Origin of the sequence: Massilia timonae CCUG 45783 (assembly GCF_000315425.1) — a bacterium.
In the GTDB taxonomy this organism is placed as follows: domain Bacteria; phylum Pseudomonadota; class Gammaproteobacteria; order Burkholderiales; family Burkholderiaceae_D; genus Telluria; species Telluria timonae.
The window spans coordinates 578,371-597,491 of the sequence record NZ_JH992922.1; the positions used below are offsets into that span (position 1 = coordinate 578,371).

Genomic DNA, 19,121 nt, shown 5'->3' on the forward strand with positions numbered 1-19,121 from the left:
CGCGCCATGGCCGTCACGATCCGCGACATTGCCCGCGCCACCGGCTACTCGATCGGCACGGTCTCGCGCGCGCTGAAGAACCAGGACGGCCTGACCGACAAGACGCGCGAACGCATCTGCGCGGTGGCGCGCGAGATGGGCTACGACTTCGCCAAGCTGCGCGAGGGCGACGTGCGCCGCATCGCCTTCTTGCTGCACCGCCAGCACAACACGCAGTCGGCCAGCCCGTTCTACCTGCCGGTGCTGCATGGCGCCGAGGATGCCTGCCGCAAGCGCGGCATCGCGCTGTCGTTCGTGGTGGTGGGCCCGGCCGAGCCGGTGCTCGACCTGGTGCGCCTGCACCAGCCCGACGCCCTGCTGTGCGCCGGCTTCTTCGAGCCCGAACTGGTGGCGGCGCTGCGCGACACCGGCAAGCCCCTGGTGCTGCTCGACATGCGCCTGCCCGGCTACCGCTCGGTCAATCCCGACCATGCGCTGGGCGGCTACCTGGCAACGCGCCACCTGATCCGGCAGGGCCGGCGCCGCATCGCCATGCTCACCGGCCCGCTGGCCCACCACAGCATCCTGGAACGCTACCGCGGCTTTCGCAAGGCCTTGTTCGAGGCGCGCATGCTGGCCAATCCCGACCTCGAGGTCCAGCTGCCCAGCATCGGCAACAGCCTCGACAACGTGCGCCAGGCGGTCGACGCCCTGCTGGCGCGCGAGCCGCGGCCGGACGCGCTGTTCTGCTACAACGACAGCACGGCGCTGGCCGCCATGCGCCACTGCCTGGAGCGCGGCCTGAAGATCCCGCACGACATCGCGATCGTCGGCTTCGACGACATCAGCGCCGCCTCCAGCGCGATCCCGCCGCTGACCAGCATCCAGATCGACAAGGATTTGCTGGGACGGATGGGCGTCGATTCGCTGCTGGAAAGGGTGGACAGCGCCAGCCTGGAACAGACGCTCGCGGTCCAGCTGGTGGTGCGCGAAAGCAGCAACGACGACTGACTTGCCGTTCCGGCTGGGGCAAAAAAACGACAGGCCATGGTGTCATCCGGCTGGTTGCTTAATAATAGACAACTTCTGACGATTGCTCCCGCCATGGCCACCCTGTCGCCCCACCTGCTCCCGCCACTGCGCACCGATGCCGGACTTTACCGCGAACTCGAGGTCCTCGAGCGCTTGCGCGACCATCTGCCGGCCGGCTTCGAGGTCTTCCACAGCGTAACGCTGCACACGCTCCATCATGGGCGCGACCGCTACGGCGAAATCGACATCGTGGTGCTGGCGCCGAACGGCAACCTGCTGCTGATGGAAGTGAAGGCCGGCGACGTCGTGCTGCGCGCAGGCGGCATCTACAAGCTGTACGGCAAGCGCGAATGCGATGTGGCGCGCCAGACCACGGTGCAGCGCGGCGCGATGCAGAACCGCCTGCAGCAGGCCGGCATCCATCCGGAACTCATCAGCTGCCTGGTGCTGCCCGACTATGCGCTGGGCGACGGCCAGGTCTCGGCGATCCCGCGCGAGCGCATCATCGACGCCCACGGCTATGACCGCATGATCGGTTCGGTGTGCGACTGGCTGGCGCCGACCCCGCGCGAGGTCGATCGCGAGGCGCTGCGCCGCCTGCTGCTCAACCAGTTCCAGGTGATGCCGGTGCTGGACGTGCTGCGCGACCAGCTGCAGGGCACGGTGCGCCGGCTGTCGGACGGACTGGCGACCTGGGTGCCGCGGGTCGAGGCGGCATCCGGGATCGTGCGGGTCCAGGCGACGGCCGGCTCCGGCAAGACCCAGCTGGCCCTGCAGCTGCTGGAGGATGCGCGCGCCGCGCGCCTGGACGCGCTCTACGTCTGCTACAACCGGAGCCTGGCCGACCACGTGCGCGTGCTGGCGCCGCCATCGAGCGAGGTCGTCAACTATCACGAGCTGTGCGTCGAGCATTACCGTCGCCATCACGGCGAGCCGGAGTTCTCGCCCGAGGGCTTCGAGCGCATGGCCCAGGCCTACCTGGACGACAGTGACGGCGTCGCGGCGCGCTTCGACCTGCTGGTCATCGACGAAGCCCAGGACTTCAGCGCCGAGTGGGTGGCCAGCCTGGGCGGCCAGCTGCGCAAGAACGGACGCCTGTACGTGCTGGAGGACGAGGCGCAGCGCCTGTACGGCAAGGAAGGCTTCGAGCTGGACGAGGCGGTCGTGATCCGCTGCAGCGACAACTTCCGCACCCCGCGCATCCTGTGCGACATGATCAATGCGCTCGACCTGGTGCGCCCGCCGGTGCGCAGCATGAATCCCTACGCCGGCGAGGTGCCGGGCATCCGCGGCTATGCCTGCGGCGAGGAGCTGCTGGCGGCGACCGAGGCGGCGGTCGCGGCGCTGCTGGCGCGCGGCTTTGCCCTGGACGATATCGCGGTCGTGTGCGGCCGCGGGCGCGGCAGCTCGCAATTGCTGAACCGGGCCACCATCGGCCCCTGGCTGACGCGCCGCTTCACCGGCGAGTACGGGCGCGACGGCGCGCAGCGCTGGAGCGAGGGCGAGCTGCTGGTCGAGTCGGTGTACCGCTACAAGGGCCAGAGCGCGCCCGCGGTGGTGGTGACCGAATTCGACCTCGACGCCCTCGACGACAAGGCGCGCCGCATGCTGTTCGTCGCCCTCACGCGGGCGCAGATGGCGGTCGAGCTGGTGCTGTCGCCCGAGGCCGAGCGCTGCCTGTATGCGGCGCTGCAGGAGGCGGCTGGCGATGAGCGGGCGCGCGTCACGCCCGCCGCGTCCGCGCCTCAGACATAAGCCTGCGCCATCCTCGCCGCAGTCTCCGCCATCTCCTGGCGCAGGCCGGCCGGCTCCTCGACCACCACGCCGTCGCCGAAGCCCAGCAGCCACCACACCAGCGAACGCGTATGCGGCACCGTGGCCGCGAGACGCAGGTGTCCATCGCCGTGCGCCGTGAGCTGCTGGTCTTCGCTGAGCGGCGTTTCATACAGGTGTTCGCCGGCCGCGCGTGTAAACACGGCGCGCAGGCGCAGCGGCTCGCCGGCGATCACGCCGAACTGGCCCGAGGCGATGTAGGCGTCGAGGTCGAATCCCATCTTCTTGCGCGCATCCTCGTAGCGCGCCTCGGCCGCCACGATGCGGTGCAGCGGGATAGTGCGCACGTCCTCGTAGTCTCCAAACATGCAGACCAGGTAGACGATGCCGCCGCGCTGGACGATCGCCAGCGGATGCACCGTCTCGTAGAGCGTGAGTTCGGTGGCGTCGCGCTTGCGGTAATGCAGCGTGAGCTGGCGATCTTCCATCAGCGCCAGGTAGACGGTGCGCTGACAGTCGGGGTCCAGGCGCGGCGCAATCAGCGGTTGCTGCGGCGGCACGCTGCGCACCTTGCGCAGCCACGCCTTGGACGGCGCCGGATCGTCGTCGGTCGACAAGGTGCGCGCGGCCGATGCGAAATACGGCTGCAGCGCTTCGGCGGTGCTGGGCGGCAGATGGTGGCGCAGATGCTGCTCGACCAGGGTCATGGTGAGCGCCTCGGGTACCGTCAGGCCGGGCAGGTCGAAGCGCTGGGCGCCGCGCAGCCAGCTCCACTTGAAGGGTTTCTCGGCGTCGTCGCACACCAGCGGGAACACTTCGGACAAGGCGTTCAGGTCGCGCTCGACGGTGCGCTTGGTGACCGGGAATTCGAGCGCATCCAGTCGCTTGCACAATTCGCCGGCCTCGATCGACAGCGGCGCGCGCGGCACCAGCTGCAGCATATGCCATTGGCGCAGGAGGGCTTGCTGGTTGCTCGCCATCAGAACTCCTCCGCCCAGCGCTGCCAGTATCCAGGCTCGTCGTGCTCCGCGTTTTCCATCGCCAGCTCGAGCGGCATGGCGTAGAAGCGCACGCCGGCATGGCGCATGCTGCCGTCGGGCAGTTCGAGATAGTCGCGCAGCACCCGGTAGGCCGGCAGATCCTCGTCCCACGGCAGGTCGAGGTAGACCTGGCCGCGCCAGGACGCCATCACCGACGGATTGGCCAGCGGGCCGCAGGGCCGCCACGGCACCCCGTTGGCGTCCAGCCAGGCCAGCACCTGGGCGCGCATCGGGTCTTGTTCGTGGTGGTAGGCGCGCCGTTCGGCGGCGGCTTGCGGATGGAATTCGAGGTAGAGCGCGGCGCGCCCCTTCTGGCGCGCGATGGCGTCGATGTGTTCGATCAGTGCAGGCATGGTGGCTTTCGCCGCGCCGACGTGGCGCGTTCAAGATGTGATATTAGCAAATAAATTACCGTCAGGAAATTAAAGACCGGCCGGGCAGACGCAGATTGGCATGCGCATGCGACAGCATGCGTCGCGCCATGTCCTCGGCCGGCTGCGACACATCCTGTCGCCGGGGTCTCCTATGCTGTGTTCCGTCTTTCACAGCCGACAAGGAATCAATGACCGACCTGCGCTGGTATCTCCCGCTCGAACGGTGCCGCAGCCTCGACGCCATCCGCCGCCAGTGGCATCCCCTCCTCGAGCGGGCCGCAAGCCTGCCCGGACAGGACCCGGTCCGCCACCACGATGCGCTGCTGGCCTTCATCGGCATGTCGGCCCTGCCCCCTCACCTGAAGCTGGCGGCGCTGCTGGCCTGCGTCGACAGCCGCGACTTCGACCTGCGCCTGGCCCTCGGCGCGCTCGACGACCAGGTGAGCGCCAGCCGCGCGCCGTGGCCCGGTTCGGTGCAGGATGCGGTGGCCGGCAACGGACCGGCGATGCAGGTGGCCAGCCGCCGCGACTGGCTCGGCGCCTTCGTGGTCGGCCGCCTGGCCGGCCTGCGCGACGCCCTGGCCCAGGACGGGACCGGGGTCGCGCCGTGGAAGGGCGCATTCCGCAAGCGCTACGCCGAGATGGCGCAGCGGCGCGGCCTGGCCGGCGCCGGCCTGCCGGCACGGCCCCTGGGCGCCGCGCCGCGGCTCACCCGCGTCAAGTAATGCGCGACACAAGCTGTCGCACCCCTGCCGCACAATGACGTCATCCCATCACCAGGAGAGCCAATTTGACCGTACGCCGCCGTCGCATCCGCCCCGTGCCCCAGGAACTCGCCCCGGCCGTCACCCTGTGGGTTTTGCGCATCATGATGCCGCTCGGCGGCCACCGCGACCTGGTCGGGTCGATGTGCTTTTCCAACGATCACGTGGCGCGCGCGCTGGGACTGGGCGACTGGATCGACGACGAGCGCGACTTCGATGCGGCGCTGGTGCGCGCGCGCCTGCGCGAACTGCACCGCGAGGCTGAACGCGACGCCGAGCGCAAGGTGCCCACGATCCTGCACGCCAACGTGGCGCGCCTGGCGGCCCTGGTCGGCATGTCCGGCGCCGAATGCCGCATCCTCGAATTCGCCACCATGCTGCACCACGAGCGCATCCTCGACGACGCCGCCGAGACGCTGGGCAACCTGTCGGCCGCGAAGATCGTCGACGTGCTGTCCACGCTGCTCGAGCTGCAGCCCGACGAGGTGCGCGCCGCGCTGGGCGCGGGCGGCGTGCTGGCGCGCTCGGGCCTGCTCACCGTCGACCGCGCCATCAACGGCTCGCTGCGCAGCAAGCTCGACCTGCTGTCGAACCGCTTCGCCGACTCGGTCGTCGGCCTCGACGCCGATCCGATCTCGCTGCTGCGCGACACGGTGGCGCCGAGCGCCCCGGCGCGCCTGACGCTGGACGACTTTCCCCACCTGGAACAGGAACTGGCCATCCTGCGCCCCTACCTGGCGCGCACGGTAGCGCGGGACGGCATCCACCAGGGCGTGAACGTATTCGTCTACGGCGCGCCCGGCACGGGAAAAAGCGAGCTGGCGCGCGCCCTGGCGGCGGAGCTGGGCTGCGAGCTGTTCGAAGTGGCCAGCGAAGACGAGGACGGCGACCCGGTCGGCGGCGAACGCCGGCTGCGCGCCTACCGCGCCGCCCAGAGCTTCTTCGACCGCCGCCGCGCGCTGCTGCTGTTCGACGAGGTCGAGGACGTGTTCGCCGACGACGGCATGTTCGGGCAGCGCAGCACCGCCCAGCGACGCAAGGCATGGATCAACCGCACGCTGGAACAGAACCAGGTGCCGACCCTGTGGCTGTCGAACTCGATCGCCGGCATCGACCCGGCCTTCCTGCGCCGCTTCGACGTGCTGGTCGAAGTGCAGGTGCCGCCGCGCGCCCAGCGCGAACGCATCCTGCAGGCCGCCTGCGGCGACCTGGTCGATCCCCCGACCCTGGCGCGCATGGCGCAGGTCGAGACCCTGGCCCCGGCCGTGGTCGACCGCGTGGCCTCGGTGGTGCGCACGATCCGCGACCAGTTCGACCAGCCAGGCGCCGCGCGCGCCGTCGCCTGGCTCGCCAACCGCTCGCTCGAGGCGCAAGGCCATGCGGGCCTGGATGCCGGCGCCGCCAGCCGGCTGCCGCCCGATTACGACCCGGCCATCCTGAATGCCGACACCGAGCTGGCGGCGCTGCTGCCGGGCCTGCAGCATGCGCGCTCGGGCCGCATCTGCCTGTACGGTCCGCCCGGCACCGGCAAGAGCGCCTTCGGACGCTGGCTGTCCGAACAGCTCGAGATGCCGCTGATGCTGCGCAGCGCCTCGGAACTGATGTCGAAATACGTCGGCGAGAGCGAAAAGGCGATCGCCCAGGCCTTCCGCCAGGCCGAGCGCGAAGGCGCGCTCCTGATGATCGACGAAGTCGACAGCTTCCTGCGCGACCGCGAAGGCGCGCGCGCCTCGTGGGAAGTCACGCGCGTGAACGAGATGCTGACCCGGATGGAAGCCTTCGGCGGCGTGTTCATCGCCTCGACCAATCTGATGGACGACATCGACCCGGCCGCGCTGCGCCGCTTCGACCTCAAGCTGCGCTTCGGCTACCTGCGCCCGGAACAGGCGCTCCTGATGCTGGAACGCCAGTGCGCCGCCCTCGGCCTGGCGCCGCCCGACGCATGCGACGCCGAACGCCTGCGCGGTCTGCCGCAGCTGACCCCGGGCGACTTCGCCGCCCTGGCGCGGCGCCACCGTTTCGCCCCCTTTGTTGTCTGCGCGCAACTGGTGACGGCGCTCGAGCAGGAATCCGCGGGGAAACGCGGCCGGCAGGCAGCGATCGGCTTCCTGGCCTAAACCTGCGATGCCATACTCACCATTCTCCAGGAGCGAACCGATGCGACGTTTTTCGAAATCCAGGCTGATGGCCTATCGCCAGTGCGAGCGCCGCCTGTGGCTCGAGCTGCACCGTCCCGAGCTGCGCGTGGACAATGCGGCGAGCATGGCGGCCTTCGCCGCCGGCCACCAGGTGGGCGACCTGGCGCGCCGCCTGTACGACCCGCACGGCACGGGCGCCCTGCTCGATCCGCACACCGAAGGCTTCGATGCGGCGCTGGCGCGCAGCCTGGCGCTGCTCGATTCAGGCCAGCCGATCTTCGAGGCCGGCTTCGTCGCCGGCGGCGCCATGGCCTTCGCCGACGTCCTGCTTCCCTTGCCTGGCCAGGGCCCGCGCCGCTGGCGCATGGTCGAGGTCAAGTCGTCGACCTCGGTCAAGGACTACCACCGCGACGACGCCGCGATCCAGGCGCGGATGGCGCTGGACGCCGGCGTGGCCCTGGAAGGCATCGCGCTGGCCCATATCGACAGCAGCTGGGTCTATCCGGGAGGCGGCGACTACCGCGGCCTGCTGGTCGAGGAAGACCTGACCCAGGAAGCCTTCGGCCGCGCGGACGAAGTCGCGGCCTGGGTGGCCGGGGCGCGCGCCGTGGCCGCCTCGGTCGACGAACCCGATATACAGCCCGGCAAGCATTGCGCGAGCCCCTACGATTGCGGCTTTACCGCCCATTGCGCCAGCGGCATGCCGCAGGCCGATTTCCCGGTCGCCTGGCTGCCGCAGCTGCGCAGCAAGGCGGCCAGGCAATGCGTGGACGATGGCGCGCTGGACATGCGCGATATCCCGGATGCACTGCTGAGCGACAAGCAGTTGCGCGTGAAGCAGCACACCATCTCGGGACAGGCCTATTTCGATGCCGCGGGCGCCGCCGCCGACCTGGCGCCGCATCCGCTGCCGGGGTATTTCCTCGACTTCGAGACCATCGCCTTCGCGGTGCCGGTCTGGCAAGGCACGCGGCCGTTCCAGATGATCCCCTTCCAGTTCAGCGTGCACCGGCTGGACAGCGAGGGCGGGATCGAACACGCCGCCTTCCTCGACCTCTCTGGCGACGATCCGTCGCACGCCTTCGCCGTCGCACTGATCGCGGCCTGCGGCGGGCACGGCCCCGTGTTCGTGTACAACGCCAGCTTCGAGAAGTCGCGCATCCAGGAACTGGCCGAGCGCTTCCCGCCACTGCACGATGCGCTGCTGGCGATCAATGCACGCGTGGTCGACCTGCTGCCGGTGGCGCGCGAGCGCTACTACCACCCGTCGCAAGAGGGCAGCTGGAGCATCAAGAAGGTGCTGCCGGCGGTCGCGCCCGACCTGCGCTACGACGACCTCGAGGGCGTGCAGGACGGCGGCGCCGCAATGCAGGCCTACCTGGAGGCGATCGCGGTCGGCACGGCGCCGGAGCGCAAGCGCGCGATCGAGACGCAGTTACTCGCTTACTGCGAACTCGATACCTTGGCCATGGTGCGGCTGTGGCGCTACTTCGCCGGAAAATAAACAACCACTTTCAAAAGGTACAAATGTCCACGATTCAGAATCTGTTGGTCGACAAGTCTTTCCTCGAACTCGACCGTCAGCTCAATGCCTTCAATATCTTCGACGTACTGAACGTGCGTGAGTACGAAATACGCCATACCCGCTTTCTGGCGCACATGCTCGACCCCTATGGAACACACGGATTGGGCAACGCCTTCCTGCGCAATTTCCTGTTGCAGCTCAGCGTGCAACTTGGCGCTGACGCGGGAGGAGGCCTGCTGCGTGAAGTTCACCAACTGGATCTCGACCTGGCCCGTGTCACTCCCGAAATTTCATTCAAAGGTGGAAGGGATGAGCTTTCGATAGAAACCACTGACGGAGCGGGGTCCAGCGCCGACAGCGGCCGCCTGGACATCGTTCTGCAGATCCCACGCCGTGGCGGCGGCGAGGTTGTCATCGCCATTGAAAACAAGGTCAATGCCAGGGAAGGGGATGGACAACTTCCTCGTTACAGGCGCTGGATGCATACGCGTTTTGGTGCAGGGAACTCGGTACTGGTGTTCTTGACCGTGAATGAAGAAGAGCCGCGCGAAGACTGGAACTGCGTCACTTACAGCAATGTCGTGTATCCAGCCCTGGAACTGACCGCGCAGTCCTGTGACACGCTGGGCCCTGGCCCGGCCATGCTCATCGACCACTACAAGTCGATCTTGCGCGACAAGGTCGAAGGGGATGCCGCAAATGCCGACGCCGACAGTCTCGCGCTGGAACTGGTCGACAACTACCCTGACGCCAAAAAATTCATCGATGCGACGTGCAGCCGGTGGGGTGGCCGGCTTGGCCTGGAGGCGGTGGATTCGAGCTGGGGACTTTATAATCGTTACAAGAACGCGTTTTCTTTCCTTGCGGGATACGATTCGGATGAGCGCGCGAAAGTCCTGCGCTGGTTCAAGAACAAGTGGCCAAACCAGGTTGCCGACGGCTCTGTTACACCCAGTATCTTCATTGACGACTCCGGACGCAGCATCATGCGCTTCCTGGCATGGCCCGCTGGTTCGGCACTAGCCGAACTGTCCCGGAAATATGCGGTAAAGACGAAAGAGAACAAGAAACACGCCTGGACATCCGGCAAGCACGCGGTGCTCTTCGAGCTGCGTTCCTATGTCACCGAGCGTCCGCAGTCCAGGGACACTGATGAGGCTGAGTACGGTTGGAACCTGTTTCTCGTCATCGGCCCTCTCGAAGGCATCGATCGCCATGCCTGGATCACGCGGCTGCGCAAGACGCTCAATGGCCATTTTTCGACCAGGGCCGGTGCCGGCATTCCCACTGTGCGCCATGCAGCCATCACGGCCACGTTTTTCTCATTGCTCAAGTGGGAGCTCAAGGGCCGGAACGTTGCAACGCTTGCCGAGGAACTGACCTCTCCCGCACTCCTGACGTGCATCGACGACGTGGCGCGCACGATCGAACGCACCTTGCTGGAGGAGGATGACGGCACCAACAAGGCTTGATGTGAGACGTCAGAAGTGATACTCGGCGCGGATCATCGGCGTGCTGGCGCGCTGTCCGCGCCCGCCCGTCGTGGCGCGGGTATTGCCGAACTTGTTGTTCCAGAACTGGTATTCGACGCCGACACGGAAGCGGTTCTTCTTCTGGCCGAAGTGGGCGCCGACGTCGTACATCAGCTGCATGTCGATATTGGTTTCGGCCCCGGTCGGGTTGCCGGTTTCGTCCAGCCCCTTCTCGGCGATGAAGTTGGCATAGCCCTCGAAGGCCCAGCGTTCGTTCAGCGGAATGCCCCAGCTGACGTTGAGCATCGGGTGGTTCTCGTACTTGTAGCGCCCGCGCACGTCGGAGATCGGGGCGAAGGCGCCGCTCGGCGCATTGCTTTCGCGGATCAGGAGGATGCTGGTGCTGAGGAAGCCCGGCACGTCCCACATCAGGGTCGGCCCGACCACCAGCATGCGCTTGCGCGAGTTGTAGCCGACGTCGCGCTTGGTGTTCAGGTCGAAGCCGGCGGTGAGCCCGACGCCCTTCACCTTCCCGAAGCGCAGCTCGCGCCCGCTCAGCGCGCCGATGTCGAGCGTGTGGCGATACAGCAGGTAGGCTTCCTCGGCGCCGGAACTGCCGCCGAGCGAGCGCGGATCGTTGCGGTCGGACTTGAGCCAATCCAGGTTGAAGTAGTTGCTGCCGTACTTGTAGCCGCTGGCGTGGGTCAGCGCCAGGACGTGCTTGTCGATGTGTTCCGGATTGAAGGGCTCGGCGAAGCGGCTGCCGTAGCGCCAGCTGATGGCGGTGTCGCTCCAGTCGAGCGCCTGTGCTGGACCGGCCGCGAACCCCGCGGCCAGCAGGCAGGCGCCGCAGCCGAGGGCGCGGGTGATGATGTTCATGATCTTGATCCTATGCTTCGGGCGCTCTCGGGTCGCGCGCAACCCGCAATTCTACCTTGTGGTCACGCCGGTCGTCGCGCAGCATGATGGTCCAATCCGGACAGGGTTGGCCGTCCAGCAGCATTTCTTCGGGTCCTTCGGTGGCGCGCACCGTGATCTCGTAGAAGGCGCCGCGATGACGGTAGCGCAGGCCGAAGCCCTCCCAGCCCGGCGCCAGGCGCGGCCTCAATGTCAGCGCATCGCCGTGGCGCTCCAGGCCCAGCAGCGCTTCGACGAACAGCAACCAGGTCCACGCCGCCGCAGGAGTAGCGACACCGCCGATGGCGCGGCCGGCATGCGGGGCGATCGTGCGCAGGCCGCCGCTCATCAGGTAAGGCGGTCCGTCGTCATGCGCCGTCGGGTCGAGCATGCGCGCCAGCTGCCATGCGTGGCCGGCGTCGCCCAGCCGTGCGAGTCCGGCCGCGGCCCAGGCGGTGGCGCGGTGGTCCTGGCCTGGGCTCGACGGCACCCGTTCGCTCCATTCGCCATCCACCGGCGGATCGCAGCGCGGCAGAGCGCCGCCCGTGCGCAGGCGCCGCACCGCCGCGCGCAGCGCCTGCGGGCCTTGCGCCGCCCCGGCCTCCAGCGCCCAGCACTGGGTCGACAGCTCGACGCGGCAGGCCGCATTGGCGATCGAGCCGAGGGCTGTGCTGCTGTCCAGCCAGGTCCAGCGGTACCAGTCGCCGTCCCAGCCGTGCTCCTCGCACTGCGCGCCCAGCGCCAGCGCCGCGCCGCGGCAGGTGGTGGCGAAACCGAAGTCGCCGCGCCGGTCGGCCACCTCGGCGAAGCGCTGCAGCACGGCCACCATGAAGAAGCCCAGGCGCACGCTCTCGACGCGACCGGCCACCCCTTCCTCATGCAGGCGCCCCGCCGCCGGCGGCAGGCCGCGCGGCCCGAAGCGCAGGCAACCGCGCAGGCCGTGCACGCAGTGCTGGTACAGATCGTCACGCTCCGACAGGCGCACGGCCAGCAGCGCATGGTCGTCCGTCACCGCGAGATAGCGCGTCAGCGCGTACGGCAGCCACAGGAAGTCCTCGACATGAGCCCCCGTCGTGAACGCGGGCGCGGCGCGCAACAAGGCTTCGCGCAGCAGCTCGGGGCGGGCGTGGACGCAGGCCAGGGCCGACTGCAGGCGCGCAGCCGGATCGTTCTCGCCCATCATGGCGCCGATCGCCTGATACGGCAACCAGCTGTTCACGCGCAGGTCGAAGCCGGGTTCCGGCGTGCATGCGGTGACGGCGCCGAGCGTGTGGTCCCACCAGTCGCGCAGGCGCTGCCATGCGGCGGCGGCGGCCTGCGCCGTGCCATGGCGCTGCACGACCGCACTGGCGTCCAGGCTGCCGGGACCGGCCACGCCCAGCACGAACACCAGTTCGCACTCGGCCCCCGGCGCCAGGGTGACGCCGACCTGCAGCGCCGCGCAAGGGTCGAAGCCGGCGCCGGCGATGCCCGACAGCCCGGCACGCCCCAGCGCCACCGGGCGTGCGATGGCGCCGGAACGGCCGATGAATTCCTGGCGGTCGCAGGTCACGGCGACCTGCTCGGCGTCGACGTGGAAGAATGCGACCTTGTCATGGAAACCCGCGCCGAAGACGTTGCGCGCCAACAGCGCGCCGCTGGCGAGATCGCGCCCGGTCACCACCTGCAGGCCGGGCGCCGCGTGGCGCTCGTCCAGCAGCCATTCCACATACCCCGTCGCGCTCAGGCGGCGCGGCGCGTCGCTGTCGTTGCGCAGGCGCAGCACGCTGTACTTGAGCGGCGCGTCCTGGGCCACGAAGCAGCGCAGCTCGGAATGGATGCCGTGGGCACGGTGTTCGAATATGCTGTAGCCGATGCCATGGCGTGTCGTGTACGTTTCTGGCGACGGCGCCGGCCACGGCGTCGGCGACCAGACGGCGCCACTGTCTTCGTCGCGCAGGTAAAAGGCTTCGCCGCCCTGCGGCGCGACTTCGTCTTCTCCCCCTGCGGTCAAGCGCGTGGCGCGCTCGCCGCTCCAGCTGACGGCATGGCCGCGCTCCGAGACGATGCTGCCGAAGGCGTCGTTGGCCAGCAGGTTGATCCACGGCGCCGCAGGCGCGGCGATGCCGGCGCCGCTGCGCACCACGACCTCGCGGCCGTCCGGCAAGGCCTCGGTCGCGGGCGAAGGCGGATTCGCCGCGGTCCATGCCTGCGCCGGCGTGGCGGCGACGAACGGCGCCGCCGCCGCGCTGCCCGCGCGCTCGGCGCGGCGCAGCTGGTCGGCCAGGTCGCCGCGCTCCCCGGAGAGCAGCACGCTGGCGGCGGAGCGCAGCAGGATGCGGTCTTCATGCGGCACGTCTTCCTTCAGGTGCAGGTGCAGTCCGCCGGGCTGGTCGAAGCTGGACGGATCGACCAGCGGCGCCGCCAGGTGCATCAGGGCTTCGCGCGCCGCGCGGCTGTCGCACAGGACCAGCAAGTCGACCGCCAGGCCGTGGCCGCGCCAATAACCGTGGGCCTGCAGCAGCTGGCGCGCGAGGCCGGTGTCCGGCCCCTCGCCCAGTTGCAGCAACAGCAGCGGCAAGTCGCCCGTGACGCCATACGCCTGCAAGTCGGCCCGCCCGCGCAGATTGCGCGCGATGACGGCGGGATCGGCGCGCAGCGCCGGCGCGGGCTGCAGCAGGCAGCCGGCCAGGCGGTTGATCAGCTGGGCGTCGGCTTCGCCGATCTCGGCGCGGCGCAGCTCGGCCTGGGCCAGGGTCCAGGCGGCCTCGATCGCGTGGTCGACCTCGTGAGCGACCCCATAGCGCGCCGCCAGCTCGCGCGCCAGCGCGCGGCTGGAGGCGGCGCCGAGCACCAGGTCGACCGTGATCTCCTGCTGCGGCGCCAGGGTCACGCTGCGCCGCAGCGCCAGCAGCGCCTCGTCGGGCTCCGGGTCCAGGCCGGGCAGCGCGCCGCCCTGGCTCACCGCCTGCGGCCGGCACAGCTCATGGCCGCGCCCGATGAAGCGCGCGCGATTCGTTTCCACGCTCGGCTGCCCCGCCGTCTCGCGCACCGTCATGCGATGCACGAGCACGGGCGCGCTTGGTGCGGTCAAGCACAGCAGGCTGTCGGCGCTCGCGTCGAACTCGATGCGGATGCTGCTGCGGCCGCCTTCTTCCAGCGGCGGCCCGGCCAGCGCCACGCAGCCGGTCAGCTCCAGGGTGAGCGTCTCAGACGCGCGATTGACGATGCGGATGCGGCGCAGCTCGACGTCGTCGCCCGGGGCCACCACCGCGTCAGTGCGCATCTCGATGCCGTGGTCCATGCGGCGCAGGCTGGCCCGCCCTTCGGCCAGCACCGCCTCGACCTCGTCGGGCGCCGGCGCGCCGGGCAGCAGGACGTTGGCCCAGGTGGCGCCGGATGCCGTGTCGCGCACGTGAAGCGCCGGGCCGCTCTCGCCGGCCCCTACTCGCGTCAGTACGGTTCCCTCCCAGCAGCTGGCGCCGGCGCCCGCGCTGTCGACGACCACGTGATAGCGGCCGTTCGACAGCAGCTGGACTTCCGGCAGCGGCGAAGCGTCCGGCTGGAGCACGCGCGCGTAGGGGCGGGCCGCCGCGACGCCGTCGAGCGCCACGCCGGCATCGATGCGCAGGGGCGGCTCGGCGCCGGCCGCCGGCGCCGCCTCTTGCAGCAGGCCGAGCGCGGCGCGCAGTTCGGGATCGCGCGCGAAGCGGCGCTGCATCGGTTCGCCCTGCAGGTGGCGCGCCAGCGCCAGCAGGATCGTGGCCTGGTGGCGCGCGAGCTGGGCCCGCACCACCGCCTGGCGTTCGCCTTGCGGCAGGCGCGCTGGCGCATAATCGAGCGCCTCGTGGAAGCCGGTCTCGCCCAGCAGGCCTTGCTCCGCCATGCGGCGCAGGTTGGCCGCCGCCAGCGCCGGCGCCGCGCTGAGCGCCAGCGCCACGCCATGGGGCGCGGCGACCAGGTCGTCGGCCGCCCTCCGCCGCAGGGCCGCGGCGTCGATGCCGAAGCGCCCGATGCGGTAGCGCGCCGCCGCGTCGACCGCGTTGCAGCCCGATTCCGTATAGCCCCACAGCAGCCCGCGGCCCTTGGCGTGGGCCGCCTGCAGGCGCGCCACAGCCCGGCCGGCGTCGTCCAGCAAGGTGTCGCGCCACGACGGCATCACGAGCTGCGGCGCCAGATAGTCCGCCAGCGCGCCCGCGCGCGACAGCAGCAGCGCGCCTGCCCCCGTCATGCGCAAGGGACGGCCGAGCGACCACCAGTGCTGCTGCGGCAGCTGGTCCTGGGCGACGGCGGCGAAGCTGGCCATGCGCGCCTCGGACGCCAGCAGGTCGCAGCTGTCGCCGTCCAGGCGCCCCCCGCGTCCCTCGCGCACTTGACAGCCCGTGGCCAGCAGGCCGGTGGACGGGTCGACCAGCGCGCCGAAATCCACGCGCGCCGCGTCCCGCGCCTGCGCGGCCAGGCGCGCGATGCTCTCCATGCGTTCGCGCGCGCAGTCGCGCCCCTGTGCGACCAGCTGGGCCAGGCCCTCGTTGTCGCCTGGCGGTTCGAGCGCGGCCAGCTCGCGCAAGGTCGGGATGCGGGTCAGGCCGGCATCGAGCACGTATTCCTGCGCCGCGCGGGTCCAGGGCGTGAGCGCATGCAGGTCGTCCAGCTGCGCCGCGCATTGCCGCGCCAGGCGCGCCGTCCAGGCGCGCAGCGCGGGGTCGGCGGGGTTTGCTTTTTCCGGCAGGCCGGCGTCCAGCTCGGCCGCCCTGGCCGCGACCGTGCGCAGGCAGTCGGCCAGGCCCGGCAGGGTATCGGTGGCGCGGCAGCGGCCCGGCGCCAGCGCGTCGCCCAGCGCGTCCAGCGCCGGCAGCAGGCCGGGCGGCGCATGCTCGCGCACCACCAATAGCGTGACGCGGATGCCGTCCAGCGCGGCGGCGTCAACGATCGGCCGGTCCGGCACTTCATCGAGGCCGGCGGCGAAGGTGCGCAGCGCCAGCGCCAGGCCCCCGCTGGCCGCGGTGTCGACACGGGCCGGTTCGAGCGGAGCGAGCGTGACGCCGTCATACCATTGGAAGGGGTGGCCATGCCAGCGCTCCAGCAAGGCCATCGACGCCAACGCCTGCTCGCTGCGCGCGAGCAGGCCGCCCAGCGGCAGATAGCCGAAGTCGCGCGCGCTCAGGGTCGCCAGCAGGGTCGCGCCCATGCCGGCGGGCGACACGCGCTCGTCGACGGTCGGTTCGGAATGGTCGAACACGGCTTCCGGCGCCAGGCCGTGCCGGCCCGCGCCGTGCTGTTCGAAGAAGGCCCAGCTGCGGCGCGCCAGCGTGCGCAGGAACAGCGTCTGCCCCTTCGCCAGGCGCATGCCGCGCCGCGCCGGCTGGCTGACCCACCAGGCCAGCACCGGCGACAGGAACCACACCAGCAGCAGCGGCGCGGTCGCGAACAGGGCGTAGGGGTTGGCGAAGGTCAGGAGCACCGCGACGCCGACCGCCAGCAACGGCGCGAACCACATCGTGCGCCAGTTGTTCTCCAGCGCGCTGCTGGGTCGCGCCAGCGCTGGAGGACGCAGCTCGAGCAGCTTGCGGCGGCTCACGTCGCGCCGCCACAGGCCGCGCACGACCGCGTCGGCGTCAAGCCAGGCCCGGTGCGGCAGGAAGGCTAGCGCCAGCGCGGCGCGCACCAGGGCCGCGCGCGCGCCGCGCGTCCAGGCGTCCAGGTGCTGGCGCAGCGGCGCGTCGACCGCGCGGCCGGCCAGCGTGGCCAGCATGTCGAGCAGCGCCGGCAGCCAGAGCGGCGCCAGGATGGCCACGGTCCAGAACACGGGCGCGGCCAGCAGGCTCCAGCACAACACGAGCAGCGCGATCGACGCCGGCGCGGCCAGGCTCCCGGCCAATGCGTCGAACAGGCGCCGGCGCACCCGCGCGGCGCGCAGGCGCTCGGCGCCGCGCCCGAGGCGGCGCGCTTCCTGCCAGGCGGCGCGCAAGGCGCGATGGCGGCGCAGCGCGTGTTCGCCATAACTGCCCGGATGCGCGGCATCCAGCCGCAGGTCGCTCACGCGCGCGGCGCGCAGGCGGTCTTCCTCGACCGCGCCGGGTTGCGCCCGCCCCTCGTCGCGCAGCTCGAGACCCATCGCGCGGCGCCAGGCATCGACGTCATAGATCGCGGCCCAGCCGTGGCCACCGTCGGGCCACAGGCGCTGGTAGCGCACGGCGTCCCGGCCCGGCAAGGCGGTCGTGATTTGCGGCAGCAGCATGGCATGGCCTTCCAGCACCCGCCCCGCTTCGTCCTGCAGCGCCCGGTGCAGCGGGTGCGCCATCGCCGCCACCAGGCCGCGCGCGGCGTCGCGCGGCAGGCCGGTATCGGCGTCGAGCGCGATCACATAGCGCATCTCGGCCGCGGCGCCGAGATTGCCGGCCGCGTGCGCGAAGCGGTCGCGCATGCCGCACAGCCAGGCATTCAGGTCGGTCAGCTGGCCGCGCCGCCGTTCGCGGCCGATCCAGGCCTGCTGGTCTTCGCTCCAGGCGCGCGCACGCGCCAGCAGCATGAAGGGGCCGTCTCGTTCGCCGCCGTGCTTGCGGTTGAGCGCCTCGATCGCGGCGCCCGCCTGGGCCAACAGGGCGGCGTCCAGAGGCAGCGTCGCTTCAGGCGCGTCGGGCAGGTCGAGCAGCAGGCAGAAGCGCAGGCGCGGATCGCGGTTGCCGAGGTAGCGCACTTCGAGGTCTTCGCACAGCGCCGCGAGCTGCGCGGCGTCGGCCGGCTGCGCCGACACGGCCACCAGCGTGCGTGCATCGTCAGGAATGCCGGCCGCCACATCGATGCGCGGCGTGGCCTGGGGCCGGACCAGCCAGCGCCCGGCCATGCCCATCAGGGTGCGCGCCAGGGCGCCGGCAACCGGCAGCGCCAGGATGCCCATCAGGACCAGCAGCAGCGACCCGGCCCCGCCCTGCCAGGCATGGACCAGGCCCGCGCCCGTGAACAGCAGGGCCAGCGCCGCCGTGGCGCCCGTCTGCATGCCGGGGGAAGCGCCCTGCAATGCGGCGCGAACGCGCGGCGCCCATCCGCGCCGTCCGCGCAGCCTGGCCTCGAGCGTCGCCAGGCCAGGGCCGGCCAGGTAGTGGCCCACGTGGCGGATGCGCATATCGAGCCCGCCCTCGCCCGGCGCGCGATGGACGCCGGCCAGCGCGATCGCTTCTTGCGCCACCGCGGCTTCGCTCACGCCGAGGGAATGCGCCAGGCGCGCGACCGTGTGGCGGTAGCGGTCGCGCGTGGCGCCGTCCATGCGCGCATAACTGCCGTCAGGATCGTCGCGCAGCAGCGCGTCGACCACGCCCAGGCGCTCGGCGAAGGCGCGCCAGTCGACGCCGCCCAGCGCGCGCAGGCTGGCCAGGGCGTTGCCGGCGGCGACGGCGTCCTGCGCCTGGCTGCTCCTCTCGTCCTGCGTCAGCCCGGCGATGCTGCCCTGGCCATCGGCCAGGCGCGCATCGATCCAGTCCAGTACCTGGGCCAGCGGCGCGCCGCGGCCCTGCAGGCGGCGCGCCAGTTCGACGATGAAAGCGCCGTTGTCCGCGTCTGCGCTGCGCGCCATGTCGGCGAACAGCAGCACCAGGTCGCCCGGGCGGGCCTCGGCGGTGTCGAGGAAGCGCGCGGCCCAGGCGGCGGCGCGCTCGCGGCCGGCGCAGGCATGCGCGGTGCGCGCGGCCAGCGCGGCCAGCCGGTCGATCAGCGCGAGACGCAGCAGCGCGGGCAGCGCATCGAGTTCTGCGACGCGCAACGGCGCGTGTTCCTGGCCCGCGGTGAGGACGCGCGCCAGTTCTTCGATGTCGACGACGCCGTCGGCGCGCGCCACCGTATCGAGCGCCAGGCCCCAGGCGCGCGCGGCGCCGTCCTGGGCGGCGATCTGCCGCGATTGCGCGCGCGCCAGCCGCAGCTGGGTGTCGAGCAGGTGGTAGCCGTCGAGCAGGCGCGCGCCGGCGGGAGGCAGGTCGATCCCGGCGCGCATGGCGCGGTCGAGCGTTTCGCAGGAACGAACGATGCCCTCCGCATTCGCGGCCAGCAGCGGCACGGAGGCGGCGGCGGCGGCGCCATGTGGCGCATGCTGCCCCGCGGGCATCTTGTCGTTCTCAACTTTCAACGGGAACCTCGGGACGGAGGCGTGCGCGGCGG

Annotated in this window: 10 protein-coding genes; 6 read left to right on the top strand and 4 right to left on the bottom strand. The window is 70.8% G+C overall.

Annotation, left to right across the window (positions count from 1 at the left end):
* The first annotated feature begins 6 nt into the window (after positions 1–6).
* Positions 7–990: a LacI family DNA-binding transcriptional regulator gene (locus HMPREF9710_RS02440; protein ID WP_005663580.1), complete on the top strand. Its 984-nt coding sequence runs from the start codon at positions 7–9 to the stop codon at positions 988–990.
* 93 nt (positions 991–1,083) lie between these two features.
* Complete coding sequence (locus HMPREF9710_RS02445) at positions 1,084–2,766, top strand: nuclease-related domain-containing DEAD/DEAH box helicase (RefSeq protein ID WP_005663581.1); 1,683 nt, start codon at positions 1,084–1,086, stop codon at positions 2,764–2,766.
* Here the strand turns inward: HMPREF9710_RS02445 and HMPREF9710_RS02450 are convergent.
* Both HMPREF9710_RS02450 and HMPREF9710_RS02455 read right to left on the bottom strand, forming a co-directional pair.
* Entirely contained in the window at positions 2,757–3,764 is a 1,008-nt protein-coding gene (locus tag HMPREF9710_RS02450; protein WP_005663582.1) for a helix-turn-helix transcriptional regulator, read from the bottom strand. The two genes, HMPREF9710_RS02445 and HMPREF9710_RS02450, sit on opposite strands and share 10 nt — an antisense overlap.
* Positions 3,764–4,177 (bottom strand): hypothetical protein, encoded by a 414-nt coding sequence (locus HMPREF9710_RS02455; RefSeq protein ID WP_005663584.1) that lies wholly within the window; start codon positions 4,175–4,177, stop codon positions 3,764–3,766. The genes HMPREF9710_RS02450 and HMPREF9710_RS02455 overlap by 1 nt, the downstream gene beginning before the upstream one ends.
* Positions 4,178–4,386: 209 nt before the next feature.
* Here HMPREF9710_RS02455 and HMPREF9710_RS02460 point away from each other — a divergent pair, with 209 nt between their 5' ends.
* The 4 genes from HMPREF9710_RS02460 to HMPREF9710_RS02475 all read left to right on the top strand — a co-directional run bounded on the left by HMPREF9710_RS02460 (position 4,387) and on the right by HMPREF9710_RS02475 (position 10,097).
* Entirely contained in the window at positions 4,387–4,923 is a 537-nt protein-coding gene (locus HMPREF9710_RS02460; protein WP_005663586.1) for a hypothetical protein, read from the top strand.
* Positions 4,924–4,988: 65 nt separating this feature from the next.
* On the top strand, positions 4,989–7,079 hold the full coding sequence (locus HMPREF9710_RS02465; RefSeq protein WP_005663587.1) for an AAA family ATPase: 2,091 nt from the start codon (positions 4,989–4,991) through the stop codon (positions 7,077–7,079).
* A gap of 40 nt (positions 7,080–7,119) precedes the next feature.
* Complete coding sequence (locus HMPREF9710_RS02470; protein WP_005663588.1) at positions 7,120–8,604, top strand: DUF2779 domain-containing protein; 1,485 nt, start codon at positions 7,120–7,122, stop codon at positions 8,602–8,604.
* Positions 8,605–8,627: 23 nt separating this feature from the next.
* Positions 8,628–10,097 (top strand): PDDEXK-like family protein, encoded by a 1,470-nt coding sequence (locus HMPREF9710_RS02475; RefSeq protein WP_005663590.1) that lies wholly within the window; start codon positions 8,628–8,630, stop codon positions 10,095–10,097.
* Between the two features lie 9 nt (positions 10,098–10,106).
* Here the strand turns inward: HMPREF9710_RS02475 and HMPREF9710_RS02480 are convergent, their stop codons facing one another.
* Positions 10,107–10,976 carry a hypothetical protein gene (locus tag HMPREF9710_RS02480; RefSeq protein WP_005663592.1) on the bottom strand — a complete coding sequence of 290 codons (870 nt, stop codon included), beginning with the start codon at positions 10,974–10,976 and terminating at the stop codon, positions 10,107–10,109.
* 10 nt (positions 10,977–10,986) lie between these two features.
* Complete coding sequence (locus HMPREF9710_RS02485; protein ID WP_005663593.1) at positions 10,987–19,089, bottom strand: GH36-type glycosyl hydrolase domain-containing protein; 8,103 nt, start codon at positions 19,087–19,089, stop codon at positions 10,987–10,989.
* Between the last annotated feature and the right edge of the window lie 32 nt (positions 19,090–19,121).

Bases quoted from the DNA above. Each gene is read 5' to 3' on its own strand.
- HMPREF9710_RS02445 (WP_005663581.1), top strand. From the start codon at position 1,084: ATGGCCACCCTGTCGCCCCACCTGCTCCCGCCACTGCGCACCGATGCC.
- HMPREF9710_RS02460 (WP_005663586.1), top strand. From the start codon at position 4,387: ATGACCGACCTGCGCTGGTATCTCCCGCTCGAACGGTGCCGCAGCCTC.
- HMPREF9710_RS02450 (WP_005663582.1), bottom strand. From the start codon at position 3,764: ATGGCGAGCAACCAGCAAGCCCTCCTGCGCCAATGGCATATGCTGCAG.
- HMPREF9710_RS02480 (WP_005663592.1), bottom strand. From the start codon at position 10,976: ATGAACATCATCACCCGCGCCCTCGGCTGCGGCGCCTGCCTGCTGGCC.
- HMPREF9710_RS02475 (WP_005663590.1), top strand. From the start codon at position 8,628: ATGTCCACGATTCAGAATCTGTTGGTCGACAAGTCTTTCCTCGAACTC.
- HMPREF9710_RS02455 (WP_005663584.1), bottom strand. From the start codon at position 4,177: ATGCCTGCACTGATCGAACACATCGACGCCATCGCGCGCCAGAAGGGG.
- HMPREF9710_RS02470 (WP_005663588.1), top strand. From the start codon at position 7,120: ATGCGACGTTTTTCGAAATCCAGGCTGATGGCCTATCGCCAGTGCGAG.
- HMPREF9710_RS02440 (WP_005663580.1), top strand. From the start codon at position 7: ATGGCCGTCACGATCCGCGACATTGCCCGCGCCACCGGCTACTCGATC.